Below are 16660 nucleotides of genomic sequence, written 5' to 3'. Positions count from 1 at the left end.
TCGTTCGGTCCCCCGAACGTGGAATGGCTGCAGTCTTGAGGCCCCACTAGGGTCGAGGCATGTCGCGAGGGTCTGACGCTGAGCACCAGGAAACGCCAATCACGCTCTTGCCAGACGATCCGTTCGAGATCGGCGGGATCCGGATTGTCGGTCGGTTGGGTGCCGGGGCCTCGTCGACGGTCTATTTGGGTAGCACAGGGGACGGCAAAAGCGTCGCCGTCAAGGTGCTGCGGACCGAAGGGAGCACTTCTCGTGAGGTACGCGCCCTGCTGACGCAGGAGGCCCTCCTCCTCGAGCGCGTCCGCGGCACCCGAGTGGCACGGGTGCTGGACGTAAACGCTGTGGCCGAGATGCCCTATCTCGTCACCGAATACGTGCCAGGTTCCCCACTCTCTGAGCGACTCCCAGCCCAGCCGCTCCGCGGCGCCGAGCTATACACGGTGCTGAGCGGCATCGCCGACGCTCTGGTGAACATTCACGACGCAGGTGTCGTGCATCGCGACCTGAAGCCGGCAAACATCCTGTACGGCTCGGATGGGGTTCGCGTCATCGACTTCGGCATCGGCGTCCTCAGTGAGGTCGAAGGGGCCTCAACGGCCAACGCATTCGCCGGCACGCCAGGGTGGATTTCACCCGAGCAGGCAACCGGTGATTCAGTACGAGCGGCCTCTGATATTTTCGCCTTCGGACTTCTGATTGCCTACCTCAGTACGGGCACATTTCCGTTCGGTCAAGGGAGACCCGACGCGATCCTTTACCGCGTGGTCAACTCGGACCCCAACGTTGCCCATGTTCCAGACGGACTGAAGGAACTCGCTCTTGCGTGCATGAGCAAGGATCCCTCCGCGCGCCCGGCGGCAGCCCAGGTCGCTTACCGGCTAGCCCAGCTCAGCGGAATGGGGGAATCGTCGGAAGGGGCGTCACCCCCCACGGTCATCGCGTCGCCGACGGTCCTTGGGCGTAACGCAGCGGAGCGGGCAGAGGCGGCCGGCGCGACCCACATGTTTGGCGGCCTTCGCCGCCGCCCCGTACTGGTCGCCGCGTCGGCGGTTCTGGTCGTGTTACTCATCGTCCTCGGTGTTGTCACCGCCAACGCCGTTGCACCGCTCGGTGGCGCGATCGCCGTCACGTATGACTTGAAAGCTCCGAGCAACAGCTTCAGCGAGGCGCCCACCCTCCGCGTCTCCGTCGACAAAGGCAAGAGCCGCTCACTGCAGCTCGACCAGCTTTCCGACACTAAAACGCTTGCTTCCTGGAAACCGGGATCACGCATCACAGTCTCATACGAGCCTGTGTTCAAGAACGACCAACGCTATTCGAAGACCTTCGCCGCGGAGGAGCTGGGTATGAGCTTGTTCACCGTCGGCCAGCCGCTCACCATCAGGCTTCACATCACCGACGACAAGGTACGTCTGGCGCTCGCTCCCTCTTCACTTTGGGGTTCACCGAAGCCGCGAACCGTCGTGCTCGACCGCGCCAATGAGACGCAATACGTCACCCAGGAATACGAGGGATACAAGAGGTGCGTATCCGCGACGTCGGCGGCGTGGTCGTCCCGACTAGCGACGCTGATCGGCATTCGTGAGAGTTACAACTCCGTTCAGGCGGCGCATGGGTACACGGCAGGCGGGACCGCTTCCTGGGATGTCTGGGCCTCTCGAGCCAAGGGCCTGGCAAACGACCTCTTTGCTCAGCTCGCTACCGCCACCGAGCAATCAAAGGCTCCGCTAACCGGCGGGGCGGCTGAGTACACCGAGGGCGTCAAAAGGACCGCGGATGCTGTATCGAATGCTCTGTCTGCTGTAATCACGGACTGGGACTCGTACTCCAACGCAATTGCCGGGCTGAGCCCATCTCAGTATGGGAATCTCAACGACCTCCTCCCCCGGCAAAACACAATGATTCAAATGGACGTGAAGACCCTATGGTCTAGCGTCGACGATCTGATTGCGTCCCTACCCGGTGGTGCGGATACAGCCTGCAGGGGCCAGTACCCGGATGCTCTATGAGTGAGGCATCGGGCGATCGCTTCATCATCGGACGAGAAGCGCCGGCGGACGTCATCGTTCCCTCCCCACTTGCGTCGCGGCAACACGCGGAACTAACGGTGACCGAAGGCTGCGCCACCATCCACGACCTCCAGTCAGCAAACGGAACCTTCGTCAACGGGCAGCGCGTGGACCAAGTCCAGCTGGTCGAGGGTGACACGATTCACTTCGCCGACGCGCCGTACGTCTTCAGCGGCGGACGCCTGCATGAAGCGAGTTCTTCTGAGGGTCAGGCGGCACAATCCGAGACTGCTAGCGGATCCCGCTGGCAGCGCCCGACCTCGTGGGTCGTCACCTCGATCGTCCTATGCGCGGCGACGATCGTGGCGGTCGTGGTCTTCACAAACGTCGGGTCCGGCTCCCTCGGCGGTCCTTCCCTCTTCGATCGGCCGGCCGGCGTGGAAGATTTCGTTGGCAAGGTGCAGCAGTCTGTCGTAACGGTGCACTGCATCAGCGACGGTCAGACAGCCACCGGTTCCGGCTTTGCACTCGCCGACGGCACAGAGACCGGCTCGGCGAGGACAGTGATCACCAATCACCATGTCATCGCCGACTGTGCGCATGGAGGCGGCGCGCTGAGCGTAGACGGCGATGGCTTCACGAGCGATGCCGCAGTCGAAGCGGACGACAGCGACTCCGACCTTGCGTCACTTCGCATCGATCACTCGATCCCCTCCCTGCCCCGGGCGACCAAACCGGAGGTCGGTATGTGGGTCGCAGCCTTCGGCAGCCCTCATGGGATTGCCGGCACCGTCACGTTTGGCACTGCCTCCAACGTTCTTGCGGAAAGCCAACTGGTCATGACGGATGCCGCAATCAACCACGGCAACAGCGGCGGCCCGTTGGTGAATGCCGCTGGCGAAGTTCTCGGCATCAACACCTTTCGGATTGACGAAGCGTCTACAGTCGGCTTCGCGGTCAGTTGGCCCACGCTTTGCGCCCAGGTGATTTCTTGCACCCCGGGCGAGAAATGGTGAAGTGAGACACGGGCGCCGCCAAAGGGACTGGAAAACTGCGACCACCCTTCAAGCACTGTCCGCGTGATGGCAAAATCTGCGGAATTCCGCGCTTTTGGACCTCCTCGAGATGACTGCGATCACATAGGAGCTCACCCGATGGTGGGCAAAATGTGGGCTAATTTGGCTAGCACGCAAGCCTAATTTCCCGACAAATCAGCCGGGCGGTTAGACAGCGCCTTGGGTGAAGACTGCCTGCACTTCGAGAGGAGGTTCAAGCTCTAGGACAGCATGCCGAACGAAGGGAAATGTCTCGTGATGCTTTCGCAGGATTGCGCAGACCGGTTGCACCATCGCAGAACCCTGCAGGCAATACGCAAGTGCGTCAACAAATCGATCCCGCGCGTAGAGCCGCTCGTGTTGAAATGCAATCACTAGGAGCCGCTCCAACGCCACAAGTCGGGCACCCTCACTAACGGTGGCACTCACCGCCGATGAAAGAAAGTATGCGATTCGATCCACCGCGTTGCTAGGGAATTCGCCATCCGCGTGACGAGCCACAGTTCTAACAAGCCATTCGAACTCGCCCGGTCGGGCTGCTAGGCAATTCACGACGGACGCGGGTGCTTGAGTCAGCGCGTTCACGAAAAGGTCCAAATCGCCAGAGTGCTCGTTGAGCAACCGATACATGTCCCCCGAGCGGTCCCGGCCCTGGACGACATCGTTGAATAGTCGAGCGAGTTCCTCTCCCGGCTCACTCGCAATTGGGCCACCGGCGGCAACCATAAGCTCGCGTAACAGTTCGACTGCAGATTGGAAGCGCTGTGAAGGCTCCTCTTGGGTGGAGACGCGCAAGAGATAGTGGAAACGCGACGGGACTCGGTCCAGGTCCATACCTTCAATTCCAGGAGCACCTGTGAGCAGCTCGTAGAAAATGAGGCCCAGAGCAAAAACGTCCGCGCTAGGCGTGACCGCGTGCGAGTCGCGTAGTTGCTCGGTCGGCATGTATGACGCCGAGCCAACGGGAAAGCCGGCTCTAGTCAACTGCTGGCTATCCGCGGCCAACCGCCGGCCAACCCCGAAGTCTGAGACCCGAGGTCGCGACCCGTACATCAGAATATTTTCCGGCTTGAGGTCGCGATGGATTATCTGTTGCGAATGAGCGTATGCCATCGCCTCGACCACCTCAGTGAAGATTTCAACTGCCCGGTCCACGTCAAGCCCGTCCACATTGAGGGAGAGGACGTCGCGCAGCGACCCTTCGGCCAACGGCATGACGAAATACGGAATGTCTTCGTCCAAACTGCTATACGTCACTTCCACGATTCCTTCATGCAGCAACGTACTTTGGCAGGCCACCTCCCGGCGGAATCGGGCCAGGCGAGCGTTATGTATTGCGGGATCCGAACTGGGCGAGAGTCGCTTAATCGCCACAGGACATCCGTGCTCATCAACGCCGTGCCACACCTCGCCCTGGCCTCCTCTCCTCAAGAGGCGCTCTCGCTTGTATCCCGGCACACTGCCTCCTTTGAGACACGCGAACTACCCGGCTGGCGCCCAGCTCGCTTCGTGCCCTATAGTCTGGCAGAACTTGGATATGGAGGACGCCGCCAATGCCAATGGGCACGCAAGGATATGGCGACTTCGCGCGGTACCTCGCCAGTGTCAGCGGGGCCTCGCCGCCGAGCGATCCCGCGCTTCCGGAAGAGCTTGTGCCCGAGCTTGTACTTGGATTCGTGCGCCCGCAGGGAACCCGGAATGACGACGTCGTCAAGCGCATCAAGACCCGCCTTGAGGACCACAACTACATATGGCGAGAGGTGAAGATCTCCCGGATTCTCGAGGAGATGGCCGCGTTAGTCTCTGGAGCGCACCCTGAGGCGGGTGAGTTCCAGGCGGAAAAGGGATATCGCCGCACGCTTCAGCTAATGCGTTGGGGGGACATCTTCAGACGGGCGATGACACCTTATGAAATGGCCAGATTCGCAGTCACAGACATCGTTCGATCTCGTCCATCTGCCCAGGCTGACGCTATCAAGGATAAGAAATCTGGCGTAGCTTATCTTATACAAAACCTCATGCATCCGACAGAGGTATCGCTCCTCCGGTCGATATATCGCGAGCGATTCTTTCTGTTTGCGACCCATCAACCAGAGAAGTCGCGTCGCGAAAATCTCGAAACGGAGTACAAGAAGTACAGCGGCGGCGATGCTCCAAATGAAGCGTCGCTCGTCATTCGCATCGACTCTGGTGAACGGACCGCCGAGATCGAAGAGACATTTCCGTTTGACTTCAACGGCAGCGCCAATGCACTGAATATCAATTCGACCTTCGACCGCGCAGATGTTTTTGTCGCGCACGATCGTTATGCCGACGTAGTCGACGGCTGGTCGAAGCAGCTCTTTTCATATCCTTTCGGTGCACCGAACCGGGATGAGTTCGGCATGGGGCTGGCCTACTCGGCTGCTCGCCTGTCGACCGCACTCGGCCGTTCAGTAGGGGCAGCCATCGTATCTGAGGAGGTCGCCGGCGACCTCAGCGGCGTGTTGGCGGTGGGATGGAATGATGCGGCAGAACCGGGCGGAGGTCTAGGAACCGATTCGAGCAAAATACCCGTTCAAGAGCATCTAACAGGGGAAGCGGTCGACTCCAGCGATGAACGCCGAGTCGCCGCCGTGAAGGAGTTGCTCGACCGCTTATTCGATCCGATTTGGGTTTCCGCCTACGACAGTCGAGAGTCGGAGGGGGGCGAAGTTGTTAACGAAGATGAAGGAGAACTAACGCAGTGGCTTAATGGGATGCGACAGCGTGCGAAGGACCTGCCACCCATCTCCGATGAGATGGTTGTCGCGATGGCGTCTCTTCCCGCTCTAAGTTCGAGCCGGGTCTTTGGCCTAATCGAGTTTGGGCGAGCCGTCCATGCCGAGATGGCAGCCATTACTTCTGCAGCTCGACGAGGGACATCAATTAACGGCGCCACTATGTTCGTCACAACGTTTCCATGCCACGAATGCGCCCGCAACATCGTCGCCGCAGGCATAACAAGGGTCGTCTTCGTCGAGCCGTACGGCAAAAGCATGACAAACGAACTTTATTCGCACAGCATCGTCAATGCCGCCGTCGACGGCACTAAGGACTCGGGCCGTGTTCGGATGGAACCGTTCGTAGGCATAAGCCCATCTCGATTTGACGACCTATTCTCTAGCGTTCCCCGGAAATACGGCTTGAAGGATGCCCGAGGAAGGAAAGTGGAGCCCGGCCGCATCATCGAGTGGAATTCGCATAATTCGACTTTGCGAGGAACTATCCGCGGGTATCTGTCAGACCCAAGCGACGAGGGCTTGGCAACAGACTATTTTGAGCGAGCCCAGCGGTACGCAGAAGAGTCGGTGGTCAATGGGATGGTTAAGCACCTCAAGCGTAGCTTCCCAAACATCGACGACTCATGGAAATGGACTACGGCGGGAAACCGCCTCGAATATTGAGATGAATGGAGAAATAATGGACGTGCAGATGACTCTGGCTGAAGAGAACGAGGCCATCATTGATGACCTGGACAGTGACGAAACCTACGTCGTTCGATACGACCCGAAGTATTCGTCTCGTCTGTTGAGACGGTTGGCGATGCTTAACCAGTCAACCCGCGATCTGTCGGCCCACTCGTGACTCTTAGAGGACGCATCTGGGTGATACCGAGACGTAGACACGGCAAGCGGAACGACAACAACATTGATAGTTACTGACGCGGGCACCGACCACCACAGGACTCCCTAGGCGCTCATTTGGGCGCGGCGTCGCTATCGTCGAAGTTCAAAAAAATCAGCTATAGCCGGACTATGGCACCGTCGGGCGTTGTATTGAGGAATCGGAACAGCATGGGATTTACGGATTACGAACTCGACAAGTTCCAAGAGGCAATACAAACGCTCAAACTATACAGGCGAGCCGAGCTTGAAAGCCCTCAAGGCGAGGACCTCATCGAAGAACTCTACGTGGACCCGCTTCCAAACGATCACGTGCTGAAACTCCTTCGCGAGTCGAACACTACTTTCCTCATCGGACGCAAAGGAACCGGGAAATCGACGGTCTTTCTGCGCGCGCAAAAAAGCTTGCTAAACCAAAACGGAGTGTTATCCACATACGTGGATATCAAGACGGTGTTCGAGTCAGCACAGATCGATCCTTCGCTCCTCACCAAACTCGGTTCTGTAGATGGCGCGCTGCCCGAATCAGCACTTTCCGAATTCCTACTCATGACGGCGTTCGTTAAAGCCGTGGTCGCTGGTCTACGTGACGAGCTTGAAAAGCAGCTCTCAAGTTCCTGGCGCCACAGGATCAAGGAAGCATTCGGCGGCAGCTATCGAGATCTGAGTTCGAAGCTGGACCAATTCGTAGCCGAGCTCGATGATCCCGAGTTCATCAACGCTCAGGGGATCCGGGAGGTTCGCCTCAAGGACTTCTCGCAGGACCGGTCCAGCGAGAAATCAGGTGCCAAACTCGGGTTTGATGGAGGGAAGCCGACCGCAGCAGTCTCGGCGGAAATCTCCAGCTTCAGCGAAGACGCGATCGGAACCGAGTACGGCGACGTGCTGCTCCGGATGATGGATGTCCGGAAGCTCATTGCCGGCCTGAAGGACCTTCTCGAGCCAATGTCTGTGCGCCACCTGTACGTCTTCCTGGACGACTTTTCTGAACTTCCGCTTACGGCGATGACAACTGTGGTGGACGCATTGATTGCGCCGCTGAACAACTGGTCCGATGAGCTGGTCAAGTTCAAGATCGCCGCATACCCGGGCCGGATCTACTACGGGGCTCTCGATAAGTCGAAGATCGACGAAATCAACCTTGACCTTCACAGTCTCTACGGTCAATCGACGGTTGCTGACATGGAACTAAAGGGCGTTGAGTTCGTGAAGCGCCTTGTTCAGAAGAGGCTCAACCACTTCGGCCTAGATGTACGGAAATATGTGGACGCCAAATCGGCTGAGGCTGTTTGGATGGCACTCTTCCAGGCGTCGTTGGGCAACCCTCGAACTCTCGGGTACATCCTCTTCTTCGCTTACGAAAGCCAGCTGCTGTATGGTCGCGAGATCACAGTAACTGGCGTTCGAGATGCGTCCAAACGGTACTACGAGGACAAGTTGGAGCCCTATTTTGCGATGGGTCGATTCCTGCACGAGTCTTTTGAAGAAAAGTCGACAATATTCAGCCTCAAGGAGCTTCTCGAGAGGATCGTCGACCGTGCTCGCGCCCTCCGACTGAAAGATGCCGCGAGCGTGTTCCGCAAAATCGAGGGTCAGCACCCGACTAGTCACTTCTACACTGCGCAGGCCTTCGACGCCTTGCTCTCCACGTTGGAGCTGAATTTTTTTCTCACTCGCTACTACGTCATGAGTAATCGAGACGGCAAGCGAGTCACCGTCTATGCGCTGAACTACGGTTTATGCGAGAAGTACTCGATAGCTTTCGGCAGACCTACGGAGACGCGAGAACAACGGCTCTACTTCGTAGAGCGAGTGTTTGATTACACTCCGCTGCTACAGGATTTCGTGGCGAGTAATCAGGAAATCGTATGCGACTCTTGTTCTTCAGTCTTTGAATCTGAAGATCTTGAAGCACTCAAACGGTTTGGGATGCTCTGCCCCAACTGTCGGGTCGGCGTCTGTCGCGTGACGAACATCTCCAAGAAATATGAGTCTCTGATTCGAAGCGTCAACGAAGAACAGCTTCTTCCCCCGACGGAACTCGGTATTCTTCAGACGTTGAATTCGGAGCCTAAACCTCTCTACGCTTCGGAAATTGCAGGTGAACTCGATGTTTCCTACCAAATGGTGGGGAAGCGAGCTAAGGCCCTCGACGAGCAAAGGCTCGTTGATCGGCAACTCGTGCGTGGACGACGAGAATTTCAATTGAGCGACGCGGCACGCCGGATTTACTTCGGCAGGCCGGAGGTTACGGACCTTGAACTCGCCGATGACTTGAAGGGGTCAGACAAGGAGTGATGTTCCTTGTCTCACTCGGACTTTCAGGTGGCAAGTGGAGAGAGCAACCAGGGACGGTGGACCTTCGTCCGCTCTTTTAACTGACTCCGACGCCGATCTCGCCGCCCAGTTTCCCCTTCGAGTTAACCCTTGTCCGAATGTTCGCTCGGACCGACGTGAGCAGCTGTCAGCTTAGGCACGCCGTATCAGTCTCTGAGACGCTCGGTCGTACACATGCTCGGTAATCTCACCCGACATGATCATCGCTACAGCCTCATTAACCACATCGATCGGCACGACGAACCACTCGGACGGGTCATAGTTCCGGCCCTTCTTGTCGACCTGCCTCAAGTCGAGCCGCACGTCTGCGAAAACGCGGTGCAACAGGTGCTCAAGCGCTGATGCCTTGACGTTGTAAAGCCGGTAATCCGCGACGATTTGGACGGGGGCCATGAGGTAAGTCGGCGAAGTTGAGGCGGCCTTGACACGCTGCTCAACGCTTGTGGTCGAAAAGCCGATTTTGTGCAGGTTCGCGATATTCGCGATGAGCGGGTCGGTACTCATGGACTTCAGGACGTAAATGTGGCCGCTCTCGATGTCGGCATCTAGGATCTCGCCAATGTCGACCCCGGAGCGAGCCAGAACTTGCCCCTGGACCTCGTACAAGCGCGTCATCAGGCTCTGCTTGTACATGCGTGACTCCGTGCCGTTTTCGAATACAACGTGAAGGCGCTGTTTCTGTGTTCGCTTCCCACCCACGACAAGGTCCACATCTTCGCCGACCTCGGCGACGAAGCACATGACGCCGTTGAGGACAAAGAACATACCCTCCCGGATGAGGTCCATACCTGTGAAGGGCTTGAGCTCGTAGGTACCCTCGGCAAGCTCAGCATGCTTGGTCTTGAACAGAGGTTGGAACTGCGCAAAATCTTCGGACTTCACGCGCTGTGCAACTGAGTCCGGCGATTCAGGGCGCTTCATGACCGGCAGATCAGACACGTCGAGGATCCACGCGTCGTCGCCCAACAGGTCATCGAGGTCATCGCTCTCGAGCAGGTCGTCGAGTGACGCCGGCGCAGTCTGTGACTGGAGGAGCCCGAACTCGTCGAGGTGCCTGACCGCGGCGGCCCGCGCTTCATTGGCGAGGAATCCGTCGAGACGGGCTCCGAGCTTGCGCTCGGCGATCTCGCGCGTCTGCGAACTCGGAGCCCGACCCTCAGCACGACGAAATTCGACGATCTCGACGAACGCGCGCTCCAACCTGTCCGACGAGGTGAGCTTCGTCGGCTTCTCGGGAGCCGTGAACAGGTCGTCGTCGAGGATGTCGTCGATCGACAGAGCGACGTCCCCTTTATTCGTGAAGCCCTCAGTCATGATGGTCCACCATCTCGGTGGCGCGCTTCTCGGCTTTGCGCTCGGCAGTGCGCCTCTGCAAATACAGCAAGGCCGTGGCCAGCCGCTTTTCCGCCGAGTCCTCCGACCGGATATCCGGGTTCTTACCGTTGACCTGTCTCCAGGTCTTAATTTTGGGGACCAACGCCAACGCCTCTTCGTCCGTGAACTCGATCTTGGTTGCCGTGATCGTGTCCTGGATAATCCGCAGGACCGACGGCGTCACTGACTTCGACAGCACCTCAAAGGCCCGCTGGAACGGGTTCACCGAATCGATGAGGTTGATGTTGATGTCGTCGATATTCACGAACTTCTCGGCCATCTTGATGAAGCGCTTGTCGCCGACCTCGCGGACCTCGCCACTTTTGATCACGGAGTCGACGACCACCTGCTGGCGCACCTCTTCGACCTGAGACTCGTCGAGATCCGGGTATTTCTCCCGAATGATCTTTGGGATTAGCACCTTATTCGTTGTCTCGGCATCGATGGAGCCAGCGGCGGCTCGGGCGAATGTGTCATCCTGCAGGATCGTCGCCTTGAGGTCATTAAGGTCCGTTGCGACGATCTGCTTCACGCGGTCGCTGGAGGGCTCCTTGAAGCCCTTGATCTTTAGCTCGCCCTTCTTGGTCGGCTCATATTCACCGAACTTCTTCGTCTTAAACGTGAAATTCTGCGCAAGCACTTGCTCCATAAGCAGCGAGGCGGTAATGGCTTTGAGCATATTGTTTACAGAGACCTTGACTTCACCCTGCGAGGCGTCGGGCTCGGCGATGAGATTTGTAAATTGGGCGTGTTTCTTGCCCTCGCTGTCGCGCGTCACGCGGCCGATGATCTGGATTACTTCGGTGAGTGACGCTCGGTATCCAACGGTGAGCGCATGCTCTGCGTATGGCCAGTCGAAGCCTTCCTTAGCCATCCCAAGAGCGATGATGATGTCGACCGCGTCGCGATCCTTTGACGCAGTGTGGGCGAGGTAGTGCAGCGTGTCGCCGCGCTTCTTCTGATCGGTGTCATCGACGAGGTCCGCGACGCGCACGATTGCGCTCGTGTCTCCGCGACGCACACTGATGATGCCTGTATCGGGGTCGGTCTCCTCGACGTGCCCGATGGCGTCAATGATGAACCCCACCTCTTCGATCTTGTCCTTCGTAGACTCACCCGAGTTCACACTTGGGATGTGCACGATCGTCTTCTTGTCGAGGTCGAGCACTTCGTGAATCGCCTCGGTGTAGCGACCCTGGTAGAAGTGGTGGCCAATGCCGAGAGAGCGCAGATACTCGTAGCCGTTGAGCTGGTCGTAGTAGTTGAAGGTGACCGGCGTGAATTTTGCCTCGTCCTCGGGCGCAAGCACCGGGACCGAGTCGCCACGAAAGTACGAGCCCGTCATCGCCACGATGTGTGCATCCGAACCGTTCATCACGTCGCGTAGCAGTGCACCAAGACGCGAGCTTTCGGTATCAGCGGAGACATGGTGGAACTCGTCAATTGCGAGCACTGTCCCGTTGAACGCTTCGGGTGCGAGCTTCTCGAAGGCGAAGCGCAGAGTCGCGTGCGTGCAAACCAGCACGGCATCAGGACCCTCCAGAAAATTAACAAATGCCTCGACTTTTCCTGCTGAGGAGCCTGCATCGCATAGGTTGTTCTCGTCTTTGATCTCCCAGTCGGCCCAGAAGCCGAACTCGGTGAGACTCGTCGACGCGAACGAAGCACCGATGGAGCGCTCCGGCACTGCGACGATCACCTTCTTTCGCCCTTGGTTGTAAAGCTTGTCGAGCGCGACAAACATGAGCGCACGGGACTTGCCAGAGGCCGGCGGCGCCTTCACAAGCAGATGCTGGGCGTCGCGCTTCGCAAAGACTCGCTGCTGCATCTCGCGCATGCCGAGCTCATCGGTGTTCACCGAAGCCTTCGTCTGGGCGTAGGTAACGTTGACGATATTGACAGGCTTGTTTACCGCGTTCACTTCGCTACTGCCTTCCTGGGTGCGCGCGTCTTCTTCGTCAGGGTCGCCGCCGACGCCTCAACGGACATTTGCTCGTACATCACGAACAGATCAGAAAGGCGCTGCTCGTCAGTCTCGTATGGCCTCTTGGAGTACACCGAGTCAACCAGAGCATCGATTTCCGCATGCGCGGCACGCAGGTCCTCCGGCATCTCGTCCGGGTCGTAGAGCTCCGCCAGGGTCCGCTCACAGTGATACTCGCGAACGTCGAGCACGCGCAGCCCGGCCACGCTCAGCTTTTCTTTCAAGGCATCAGATAGCGGCGGGACGGGGAAGTTGTTGTAGACGATGGTGTTGGAGTAACGGATGCGTGTCTCCAGCTGGCCGCCCACTGCACGCGTCCACGCCATGTGCATCGCCGAGTTGAGGAGTGCGAAGAGCCAGGGCTCGGCTTCGTAGATTGCGAAGGCGAGGTTCGAAACCACGGTTTCGGGCCCTAGAAAGCCCATTGGCATGTACCGCCGACGCTCCGACGAGACGCTGGGCACGATGATCGAATCGGTTGGCTTGTAGGCGCGCTGGATGAACCGATGTGGCTCTGCGCTAAATTTCTTCGAGATATCGCTGGCGTCCTCAGCTAACCGAGCTTGACGAACTCGGAGCAACCGATCACGAACAGCAGGAATCTTATTCGCATCCTTTACTCCTTCGTCGTCGATCCACAGGCAGAAACGCTCCCCACCGTTGATGAATTCCGACGAACCCATGTACTGCTTGATAAACACGGCGGCTTCCGGCGCGGATGCGAGGAGATTAGCTCGTTCGGCGGGACTCAGGATTAGGTGGCCACCATCGGTAGGCTTCGAGCCAAAGGCCATAGGTGGCAGAGCTTCTGAGATAGGTCTCGATCTGCGGACAGCCATGACGTTTGGGGCGTCAGCCAGGTAACCGTTGATGTTGGTCGCCGCAATCCGCAGGTCGTCGGTGTAGATGTACTTCGGCTCTGGCGACTCGTTCCGCAGATTTATAACTGCGACAGTCACGCCCGCGTTGCGCTTCGCGTTGTTTTCCCACTTGAACGACGTGTAAGCAAATCCGATCTCAATCCCCATGTCGAAGATCGTGGGAAATAGCAGACTTACGTGCTCGCCCTGGGCCACCGAGTTTGTGGTGACAAACGCGAGCTGAGCTCGCGTACCAGCGATGTAGTCAGATCCCTTGATGAACCATAGGGAGATGTAGTCGAGGTTCCTTGAGAAGGGCCGGATGCCGAAAACTGGCTTGAACTCCGCTTTCTGCTCTGCCGTCTGCATGCTCGAGCCGACATACGGCGGATTACTGATGAGATAGATTTCCGAAGTGCCGTCGTTCGGGCACACCTCATTCCAATCGACGTGTGTCGAATTGCCCGCGCGGATCTGACCAGTCTCCTTGAGCGGGATCAGCGGGATGGAGACGCCAAACTTCTCACGGAACTCGGTGTTCATCTGGTGCTTAGCAATCCACAGGGACAGCACCGCGACCTCACTAGCGAAGTCGTCGATCTCGATGCCGTAGAAGTTCTCGATACTGATCTTCGAGTCGGCCCACAGTACTTGGTGCGTCGAGCTGAGTTCGGCCAGGCGCTCGAGTATTGCGTGCTCGAGCTTGCGCAACTCCTTGTATGCAATGACGAGGAAGTTGCCCGACCCGCACGCGGGGTCGAATACCTTGATGCCAGCGATTCGATCAAGCAGTCGGACGAGCCGACGCTCGCTGTCGTAAGCTGCGTCGAGCTCTGCCTTGAGTGCGTCGACGAACAGCGGTTCGATCGTCTTGAGGATGTTCGGCACCGATGTGTAGTGCTGTCCGAGGTCGCTGCGTTTGCCCGGTGTGACGATCGCTTGGAACATTGAGCCGAAGATATCGGGGTTAATCTCGCGCCAGATGAGTTTGCCCGACGAAATAAGTTCCTCGCGGGCTCTCTTCGTGAACCTCGGCACAACGTGCTCGGCGGTCATCGCGAACAAGCGACCGTTGACATAGGGAAAGTCCGCAAGGCTTCTCGGTTTTTCCTCAGGGCTCGCCGTGTCTAGCGCAACAAACAGGTCTGCCAAGAACACGTCTGTGTCCGAGCCATCGGGTTGAGTTTGCGAGCCCACTGCGTTCGTGAACTGATTTTCGGCGAAGATCCCGGTGTCTTCAGCGAAGAAACAAAACAGCAGGCGGGTGAAGAAAATGTTAAGTGCATGCCGCCCGCGCTCGTCGTCGAACAGGCCAGGGTTCGCACTGAGCAGCTCATCGAAGAGTCTGCCCATGCGTTCGGCGGCCTTTACGTCGGCGTGGGCCTCGCTGAAGTACTGCGCCTTCTCCATTCCTGCCCAGGGTAGGAAGAAGGCGAAGTGCTGGTCGATCTCCCCGATCGGAAAGCCGATGGTCTCACGAGTCTTTGTGTCGGTCGCGATGAGGTGGACGTAGTCGGTCACGATTACGAAACGGGTGCTGAACCGGACTACCGCCGGCGACGACTTAAGGTCTTCGATGATCTCGAGCGGATCCCTGGTGGTCTCTTTGAAGTAGACAGTGTTCTTCTGTGCGACCTCGGATGTCGGATCCGCGGCAATGTTCAGGGAGCCGTTGCGTAGACGGGTGACGTTGCCCTGTGGCTTACCGTAGGCGAGAAGAAGATCGAATATGAACTCGCGATCGTAGGCTTGGCGACCGGCAAGCGGGGTGATGCGCTCTTCGATGGCCTTGAGACTCAATCTCGCCATGAATGTTTCCTACTCTCGCGCGCTTGCAGTAGGGCAAGAAAACCACACTTCTTCGCGCATTTACGCTCGACTCGAGCCCGGACCGTAATGCCAGTGAATCTTATCGAGCGACTGGGGACCGCGACTCCTATCCCAAGCTTCCGCGAGTCGCCTCGTGCGTCATTGGAGCCCGGCGCTGATTTCGAAATCACGTCGATTCTCTGAGCTGAATCCTGACTCCGGGGTTGCGCAGCGGAAATTGTAACGACAATCGGAGCACACTCCGCCGGACGGCACGTCTGGCTACCACGGGTTCAAATGAGGAGGGGGCCAAAGATCAGAAGCGCTGAGCAGACAACGAGACTAGAGGCAAACCAGAGGAGGAAGAAACCCAAAGCAAGTCAAACCGAGATAGAGGCCAAGAAGAGGTCACAGGCAGACGCGACAGATTCTAAGGAGCAGTCTAAGGAGCTATGCACGTAGGCACTTCAGTGAGATGACCGGGTCGCGCCTCACGACCTAGTTGGTCAAGCGAGGCTTTGTCGGAGAACCCAAAGGAATCCGCGGATGCCCAACGCACGCACGCGCAGCAGCCGATAACACGGATAACCGCAAATTTGATCTTTTCTCATGGCTTGATTCACAATAGATTCTGCTCATGACGGTGGGCAACTTAGCGGGACTCAAACAGCTGACGGACCACTTCCTTCCGGAGATTCCATCTGCCATCGAGCCAGGGAAATGGTTGCGCGTTTGGGAAGCACCCTCTGAGGTGTATGACTATTTCGTCACCGGTGGTGAGTGGACGAGCGCCCGTTGGGATGCGTATGCGCATCTCGGGGCTACCACTACAATCCCAATTCCTCTCCTGTCGCTGACCGCCGCGTATATCGGAATGCACACCGCGGTGACAAACATCCGCCTTTCGACTCCGACCATCGAAACCGTCTACATCGAGGACAATAGCCCGGCCATGATCGCGGAGGGTGAGGCCTGCGCCAATCGCGCAGCGGCCGGCTTAGCTTGCCTGGAGGCAATATCCAGTTGGAACGCTCCCGACACGGCTCAAGTGCGAACCATCGCCGGTGCCTTCTTCGACATGTGGCGCAACGAAGTTGCCGCGGCCTATTACCGCTACCAAGGCGCGTTAGATCTAGCAGCTGAAGAACGAGAGCGCAGAGACGCCCGCCCCTGAGCTTGCGGATGGGCTCCCCTTGCTGAGGCTTTGGGTCTCCCCGCCTTTCCTTTTGACTGACGGTACTCCGGGGCCGCCTTCGCCAATTCGCTGTCACTTGCACCTCAGTTGCGAATGGTCGTCGCTGGCATGGGTTCCTTACCGCTTATACGAGGCCCACGCGAATAGAAGGGAGTGCCTTTCCGTCGCCCGATCGTAGCTCGCTCCCGGTGCTCCGTGCCGGGCTTTCGCGGCGTATCCTCCCCCGCTGCGCTCCCCCGGTACTCCACGGTCCCAGCACTCCACACCTCCCACTCGCTCTCGATCACCCGCCGGAAAGGCACTCAAAAACGATCGACCTCTGAGGGAGCGAGTGAGATGCGGGTATTCATCATCGACGCCAGCAACATGGATCCGAAATTGCAAAGCGGACTC

The 16660-nt window shown here is 58.2% G+C and carries 10 protein-coding genes; 6 read left to right on the top strand and 4 right to left on the bottom strand.

From position 1 onward, the window contains the following. The first annotated feature begins 59 nt into the window (after nucleotides 1-59). Both ACTJI1_RS03770 and ACTJI1_RS03765 read left to right on the top strand, forming a co-directional pair. Nucleotides 60-2009, top strand: coding sequence for a serine/threonine-protein kinase (locus ACTJI1_RS03770; RefSeq protein ID WP_440741593.1), 1950 nt, complete (start codon nucleotides 60-62; stop codon nucleotides 2007-2009). Next, entirely contained in the window at nucleotides 2006-3025 is a 1020-nt protein-coding gene (locus tag ACTJI1_RS03765) for a trypsin-like peptidase domain-containing protein (RefSeq protein WP_440741592.1), read from the top strand. The genes ACTJI1_RS03770 and ACTJI1_RS03765 overlap by 4 nt, the downstream gene beginning before the upstream one ends. A 207-nt stretch (nucleotides 3026-3232) precedes the next feature. Here ACTJI1_RS03765 and ACTJI1_RS03760 read toward each other — a convergent pair whose 3' ends face one another. Next, complete coding sequence (locus tag ACTJI1_RS03760; protein ID WP_440741591.1) at nucleotides 3233-4522, bottom strand: serine/threonine-protein kinase; 1290 nt, start codon at nucleotides 4520-4522, stop codon at nucleotides 3233-3235. 95 nt (nucleotides 4523-4617) lie between these two features. Here ACTJI1_RS03760 and ACTJI1_RS03755 point away from each other — a divergent pair, with 95 nt between their 5' ends. The 3 genes from ACTJI1_RS03755 to ACTJI1_RS03745 all read left to right on the top strand — a co-directional run bounded on the left by ACTJI1_RS03755 (nucleotide 4618) and on the right by ACTJI1_RS03745 (nucleotide 9006). After that, nucleotides 4618-6489, top strand: a complete 1872-nt coding sequence (locus ACTJI1_RS03755; RefSeq protein WP_440741590.1) for a deaminase — start codon at nucleotides 4618-4620, stop codon at nucleotides 6487-6489. A 16-nt stretch (nucleotides 6490-6505) separates the two neighbouring features. After that, nucleotides 6506-6670, top strand: a complete 165-nt coding sequence (locus ACTJI1_RS03750; RefSeq protein ID WP_440741589.1) for a hypothetical protein — start codon at nucleotides 6506-6508, stop codon at nucleotides 6668-6670. Between the two features lie 170 nt (nucleotides 6671-6840). Beyond that, the gene (locus tag ACTJI1_RS03745) at nucleotides 6841-9006 is read left to right on the top strand and encodes a hypothetical protein (RefSeq protein ID WP_440741588.1); all 2166 of its coding nucleotides are present in this window, start codon (nucleotides 6841-6843) and stop codon (nucleotides 9004-9006) included. 171 nt (nucleotides 9007-9177) lie between these two features. Here ACTJI1_RS03745 and ACTJI1_RS03740 read toward each other — a convergent pair whose 3' ends face one another. From ACTJI1_RS03740 to ACTJI1_RS03730, 3 genes are read right to left on the bottom strand one after another with little or no spacing between them, the layout of a single operon-like run. Beyond that, nucleotides 9178-10359 (bottom strand): GIY-YIG nuclease family protein, encoded by a 1182-nt coding sequence (locus tag ACTJI1_RS03740; RefSeq protein WP_440741587.1) that lies wholly within the window; start codon nucleotides 10357-10359, stop codon nucleotides 9178-9180. Next, on the bottom strand, nucleotides 10352-12340 hold the full coding sequence (locus ACTJI1_RS03735) for a DEAD/DEAH box helicase (RefSeq protein ID WP_440741586.1): 1989 nt from the start codon (nucleotides 12338-12340) through the stop codon (nucleotides 10352-10354). Before ACTJI1_RS03735 ends, ACTJI1_RS03740 begins: the two co-directional genes overlap by 8 nt. Beyond that, nucleotides 12337-15072 (bottom strand): class I SAM-dependent DNA methyltransferase, encoded by a 2736-nt coding sequence (locus ACTJI1_RS03730; protein ID WP_440741585.1) that lies wholly within the window; start codon nucleotides 15070-15072, stop codon nucleotides 12337-12339. Before ACTJI1_RS03730 ends, ACTJI1_RS03735 begins: the two co-directional genes overlap by 4 nt. Nucleotides 15073-15709: 637 nt before the next feature. Here ACTJI1_RS03730 and ACTJI1_RS03725 point away from each other — a divergent pair. Next, nucleotides 15710-16246, top strand: a complete 537-nt coding sequence (locus tag ACTJI1_RS03725; RefSeq protein WP_440741584.1) for a hypothetical protein — start codon at nucleotides 15710-15712, stop codon at nucleotides 16244-16246. Nucleotides 16247-16660 lie beyond the last annotated feature (414 nt).

It is taken from the genome of Leifsonia sp. 22587 (assembly GCF_052044215.1).
Classification (GTDB): Bacteria; Actinomycetota; Actinomycetes; order Actinomycetales; family Microbacteriaceae; genus Leifsonia; species Leifsonia shinshuensis_C.
Note: the sequence above shows the minus strand (reverse complement) of the source record. Positions and strands in the feature narration are given on the sequence as shown.

What these genes read in the sequence shown, in the direction of transcription:
- ACTJI1_RS03770 (WP_440741593.1), top strand. Translation starts at nt 60, where the DNA reads ATGTCGCGAGGGTCTGACGCTGAGCACCAGGAAACGCCAATCACGCTC.
- ACTJI1_RS03765 (WP_440741592.1), top strand. Translation starts at nt 2,006, where the DNA reads ATGAGTGAGGCATCGGGCGATCGCTTCATCATCGGACGAGAAGCGCCG.
- ACTJI1_RS03755 (WP_440741590.1), top strand. Translation starts at nt 4,618, where the DNA reads ATGCCAATGGGCACGCAAGGATATGGCGACTTCGCGCGGTACCTCGCC.
- ACTJI1_RS03750 (WP_440741589.1), top strand. Translation starts at nt 6,506, where the DNA reads ATGGACGTGCAGATGACTCTGGCTGAAGAGAACGAGGCCATCATTGAT.
- ACTJI1_RS03745 (WP_440741588.1), top strand. Translation starts at nt 6,841, where the DNA reads ATGGCACCGTCGGGCGTTGTATTGAGGAATCGGAACAGCATGGGATTT.
- ACTJI1_RS03740 (WP_440741587.1), bottom strand. Translation starts at nt 10,359, where the DNA reads ATGACTGAGGGCTTCACGAATAAAGGGGACGTCGCTCTGTCGATCGAC.
- ACTJI1_RS03730 (WP_440741585.1), bottom strand. Translation starts at nt 15,072, where the DNA reads ATGGCGAGATTGAGTCTCAAGGCCATCGAAGAGCGCATCACCCCGCTT.
- ACTJI1_RS03725 (WP_440741584.1), top strand. Translation starts at nt 15,710, where the DNA reads ATGACGGTGGGCAACTTAGCGGGACTCAAACAGCTGACGGACCACTTC.